This is a genomic window from Trichocoleus sp. FACHB-591, from assembly GCF_014695845.1.
Classification (GTDB): Bacteria; Cyanobacteriota; Cyanobacteriia; order FACHB-46; family FACHB-46; genus Trichocoleus.
Window position 1 is genome coordinate 1 of record NZ_JACJPA010000058.1, and the last position, 4,043, is coordinate 4,043.

The following is a 4,043-nucleotide window of genomic DNA, read 5'->3' on the forward strand; positions in this document are numbered from 1 at the left end:
GTCAGCCAAGTTCGTCATCGTGTAGTTAATCGGACTGCTTAGTAAGTACTGGCAGTAATCCAGTTTGGTGAAGCTCATGCCTCTAGTTTATGTCTGTCTCTGCGTAAGTCCTGTTTGTGCTCCTCGGCGGCAAGCCGCGTCATAGCGAGCAATATCTCTCACGGGCACATACATGCTCTTTTTACCATTCGGCAGTAGTTTCCCTCGGCCCGCTCTTAATCGGGCGTACTTCAAGTCTTGCTTAGCACTTTGGGAAGCAGTCCCGCCAGCGGCAGAGCGTTCCAGTCGCACCCCGATGAGGTAGTCCCCCTCCTGTTTCAGCCCTGCGATCTGAGCTTCTAAAGCTGTGAGGCGTTGTTGCAAGCTTTGAAGGGATGGCATCGCTATTCGTGTTACATTATCTTCTCTGTAAATGTAACACGAATAGCGACTGACGCTGCAAATTCTCAATGCCGACATTCAGCTGTGAGTCGCTCTAACATCCACGCGGCTCGCCTTTCCACTGAGAGCCCAATGTCGTCTATATTTGTGGAGCGGTTGAGCAAGTGACCAGACTCAACAGAGTAGATGAGGATGGGGAGCGATCGGCAGGAATTTCTGCTACTCCAGCGTCAGGTCAAACAGAGGTTACAGGCTTACTGAGCGCGGCAGCAGGATTAAGGAGAAAAGTGGGAGCGAAATGCCACGCTTCTGAATCCGATTCCCAGCGAAGTGAAGGGCCGCGATTGGGATGTCTGCCCTACGATGAATGACCTTGCTTGACTCAGCACAAGCTGCTGCCTAGCTTCGTTACTATGCGGCAGCAGGCTGATGCTTTCGTCGCCATGCAGGTGCGCTTTGCGGCGACGCAATAGAACTTAAATGGACTAGCGACTAGATTCTGCGACTTTTTGGGAGAGGCTATAGCGGCCTTTAGGACCCCGATACCACTGTCCCTCTTTAGCTCCAGTGGAAAGAATGTTTAACATGCGGTTGCGAGCAATAGTGCGCACGTCTTGAGGGATCGCCTCGACAAAAATCTTATCAACTAGGTCAGGCACACTTAGGAGCTCCTCTGGCTGCCGCTGGAACACAGCCGTGATCGCTGTCGGTAGAGAAGTTTGACGGAAGGTAGGTTGCAGGTAATCCTGCCAGTTGTTCGATCGTTTGCCTGGCTTACCTGCTTTAGTGCCTTGAGGTGCTTTGCTGCTTTTCGCTGCGGCCCGTGGCTTAGAAGTAGAACGGCTTTGCTTGGGTTTTACCTCCTCTGGCTCTTCAGCAGCGGCAACAGGAGTTGGTGCTGAGGTATCTGAAGCAGCAGCGGTATCCTCTGTAGTGACTTCGGCGGGAGCGGCAGTATCCTCTCCAACTTGGGAGGAAGTCAAAGTGGGAGATGAGGTCGTAAACAGGTCAATCACAGTCTGGAGACTTTGGCGTTTCTCTCGAACTGCTGCGAGTTGTGTGGTGAGTTCTGCTTCTTGGGTGGCGAGGGTGGCATCGGCTTCGAGCAAGTTAGCAAGAATGCTCGGGGAAGCAGGCTGAGACGTAGAAGAATTGACCATAGGGAGGTGCTATATCAGCTATTTTGATTCAAGAGCATCATACAAAGCTCTTGTGTTTTCAGGAAGTCTCGCAAGTGGTAGCCAATAGGATGATTTTTGATTCCGATTTCCGATTGGCGATCGCTCAGCGGTTGATTTCTTACCCCAGTACTTATCAAGTTCTTGTGCAGGAACAAGTGGATCTAAGCGCTGCCCCGCGATTGCTGCGTATTTGTCAGACTTGCTGCCGTTGGCCCCAGTAGAGGATGTTAGTCAGCAAGCAGGCAGAAGCAACCTCTCTTGGGCTTCTGAGTTGAGCGATCGCATCTAGAACGCATCGCTGTTCAGATTACAGGTTGGAGCTAGCCATTGTTTTGTAGATCTCCTGATTGATTAGTGGTGGTTAAAACGGAGCACCTTGGTTGAGTTTGCCTTCTTGAATTACCCGTAGGTACGGTTTTTGCCGAGCTAAATCAGTCAATCCTTTGGCTTTTAGCAAAGTAATTTTGGCATAACGGATCTGAGCAATCGCCTCTTCCACTGACTCCCGGTCTTCTGGATTGGATACCTAGGCAAACTGACACAATTGGCCGTCTTATCTCATACATCATCGTTGGCCAGCGAGTTAGAGTTTGGAAGTCAATCATAGCGGACTTCTCCTTACTCGGCAGTAAACTGAGCTAGGACTTTTGCGTTCTCAATGCATCGCTGTTCACGGCTCCAATCTTTGGCAAAGGGCAAGGCTTTAGCAGGTGCCTTACCCAACCTGCCAGTACGTGAGTTCATAAAAATCACTTGCCCTTTTCTGGCTCCACAGAGCCAATGGGATGAGTCGCCGGAGTGGAGGTAGGGGGTTAGGACTTCAATCGCTTCTTCCCAGCACAAACCGAATAAATGGAAACGATTGGGATGCTGCTGGCAAAGAGATTTGAGTGTAGCGAGGTTTTCTCGTTTCGCTTTCAAGTTTTCTTTACCCTGCAAGTGCATCCAGGGAACACAACCCCCAATGCCAACCCAGGGTGCTTCGTCTAGGTATTGGTGCAAGATTGAGAGGGGCGCATCCCAGCTCCAGACTGGAACCAGGTTAGGAACGTCCCAGTGCTTAATTTGATTCCACCGGGCTAGAGTCGAGAGCGGTTCAGCAAACAGGTCAGGAGCTGCCATCCAATCGATCGACCGTGATCGGGCAATCTTAAATAGGTATTCCTCAATGTCAACAACTTCGGCTAGTTGGTGGCGAAAGCGTCGGTACTCACCGGAGTCAAGAGCCAATGACCCACCCCAATCTAAAACATGCTTCAAGTCGATCGGATCAACCAAAATGTTGGTAATTCCTGCTTGCTCCAGCATCAACTGCTCATCTTTTGAAGCAACCCCAGAAAAGTAAAATTTGTGCATGACTACCTTTGGTAAAGGGTTGTTTCAATCTGCTTGTTGGCGATATGCAGACCATCGGCAGCAGTGAACTTTATTGGATCTTCTTGATCCAGTAGAAACAGCCAGTTTGTTCCCCATTGCTGGTTCCAGGAGGAGTGGCTATGTTTCCACTTAACGCAATACACTGGGTGGTTCCCAAAGAGGAACAAGATGGTATCTTGTTGAGCTTGAAGCTGACCATAGATACCAATGCGGCCTAGGCCGTTAGCGGGAAGCAGTTTGAGTGGGTTAACTTCCCGGATTGGCATACCAGCGGATAAATAATTCATTGGTTTGATCAAAAAGGAATAGTGGCAAGCAGTATTGCCTACCTTAGTTGGGGTAGGGGATTCGCAACGGATTCACAGGTTTTGTAAGATTTCCAGAGCTGCGATTGTCTGCTGTTGTGCCAACATCAACTGTTGATCGTCTTTTCTGAATTGCCAAATGCGATCGCAGAAATGTTGCTGAGCTGGTTTCTTGGTAGGGATCTTGAACAAGGGTTTCTTATCCCGTGTCGTCTTCAACCTCTGGCAGGCAGTTTTCAAGAGTTATATCTGTTCTTCTAAGGTAAGGTTAAGTAACTTCCGGAGCTGGTAACTTCCGGAGCTGCTGAGCCTGAGTAGTCCCTGTTCGCTTGGGCGGAATGAGTTGTAAGACCGTCATACCCTGGCTCATTATCTCTTAGTAGTACTCAAGCAGCCTGCACTATTTCCTACTGCATCTGGCTGAATAAATAAATAGAAGTCTTGCCTTGATTCTCAATAATCAGTAGGAACCCCCTTCCGGCCAAACCAGTGTGGCGAATCATTCCACCAGCGATCAGAGCTAGATTATTTAAGTTTTGGTGATCAGGAGTGGGGTCATGAATTTCATTCCAAAATGCAGCTTTGCTCTCTGCTAAACCAGGTCTGCAAAGATCATTGCTTTTGCTGAGCTGTTGGGAAAACGGAATGAATCGGTTCAATATGCTTTCTATTTACTTTGTTTGGTTTAGAGCGTTTTCCAATCTAGTGAGGTACAGGTAGAGTGTAGAGAATTATTAGTGTTTCAGGGGCAATGAAAGCATACTCGCTTGACCTACGGCAAAAGATTATTGACACCTAC

8 protein-coding genes are annotated in these 4,043 nt (G+C 48.9%); 2 read left to right on the plus strand and 6 right to left on the minus strand.

What is annotated here, in order from left to right:
• Positions 1 to 87: 87 nt before the first annotated feature.
• Positions 88 to 381 (minus strand): hypothetical protein, encoded by a 294-nt coding sequence (locus H6F90_RS11640; RefSeq protein WP_190552638.1) that lies wholly within the window; start codon positions 379 to 381, stop codon positions 88 to 90.
• A gap of 164 nt (positions 382 to 545) precedes the next feature.
• Between H6F90_RS11640 and H6F90_RS11645 the strand changes: the two genes are divergently transcribed.
• Positions 546 to 752 (plus strand): hypothetical protein, encoded by a 207-nt coding sequence (locus H6F90_RS11645; RefSeq protein ID WP_190552639.1) that lies wholly within the window; start codon positions 546 to 548, stop codon positions 750 to 752.
• A gap of 114 nt (positions 753 to 866) precedes the next feature.
• Here the strand turns inward: H6F90_RS11645 and H6F90_RS11650 are convergent, their stop codons facing one another.
• Complete coding sequence (locus H6F90_RS11650; RefSeq protein ID WP_190552640.1) at positions 867 to 1,541, minus strand: hypothetical protein; 675 nt, start codon at positions 1,539 to 1,541, stop codon at positions 867 to 869.
• An 89-nt stretch (positions 1,542 to 1,630) separates the two neighbouring features.
• Between H6F90_RS11650 and H6F90_RS11655 the strand changes: the two genes are divergently transcribed.
• Positions 1,631 to 1,783, plus strand: coding sequence for a hypothetical protein (locus H6F90_RS11655; protein WP_190552641.1), 153 nt, complete (start codon positions 1,631 to 1,633; stop codon positions 1,781 to 1,783).
• A 140-nt stretch (positions 1,784 to 1,923) separates the two neighbouring features.
• On the opposite strand, the gene H6F90_RS11660 is transcribed toward H6F90_RS11655, so the two are convergent.
• The 4 genes from H6F90_RS11660 to H6F90_RS11675 all read right to left on the minus strand — a co-directional run bounded on the left by H6F90_RS11660 (position 1,924) and on the right by H6F90_RS11675 (position 3,436).
• Positions 1,924 to 2,061: a hypothetical protein gene (locus H6F90_RS11660; RefSeq protein ID WP_190552642.1), complete on the minus strand. Its 138-nt coding sequence runs from the start codon at positions 2,059 to 2,061 to the stop codon at positions 1,924 to 1,926.
• 119 nt (positions 2,062 to 2,180) lie between these two features.
• Positions 2,181 to 2,918: a hypothetical protein gene (locus H6F90_RS11665; RefSeq protein ID WP_190552643.1), complete on the minus strand. Its 738-nt coding sequence runs from the start codon at positions 2,916 to 2,918 to the stop codon at positions 2,181 to 2,183.
• Between the two features lie 2 nt (positions 2,919 to 2,920).
• A complete protein-coding gene (locus H6F90_RS11670; RefSeq protein ID WP_190552644.1) occupies positions 2,921 to 3,226 on the minus strand; it encodes a hypothetical protein in 306 nt (101 codons plus the stop codon).
• Positions 3,227 to 3,298: 72 nt separating this feature from the next.
• On the minus strand, positions 3,299 to 3,436 hold the full coding sequence (locus tag H6F90_RS11675; protein WP_190552645.1) for a hypothetical protein: 138 nt from the start codon (positions 3,434 to 3,436) through the stop codon (positions 3,299 to 3,301).
• Positions 3,437 to 4,043 lie beyond the last annotated feature (607 nt).

Coding starts and splice junctions, on each gene's coding strand:
- H6F90_RS11665 (WP_190552643.1), bottom strand. CDS start 2,918: ATGCACAAATTTTACTTTTCTGGGGTTGCTTCAAAAGATGAGCAGTTG.
- H6F90_RS11655 (WP_190552641.1), top strand. CDS start 1,631: ATGATTTTTGATTCCGATTTCCGATTGGCGATCGCTCAGCGGTTGATT.
- H6F90_RS11670 (WP_190552644.1), bottom strand. CDS start 3,226: ATGAATTATTTATCCGCTGGTATGCCAATCCGGGAAGTTAACCCACTC.
- H6F90_RS11640 (WP_190552638.1), bottom strand. CDS start 381: ATGCCATCCCTTCAAAGCTTGCAACAACGCCTCACAGCTTTAGAAGCT.
- H6F90_RS11650 (WP_190552640.1), bottom strand. CDS start 1,541: ATGGTCAATTCTTCTACGTCTCAGCCTGCTTCCCCGAGCATTCTTGCT.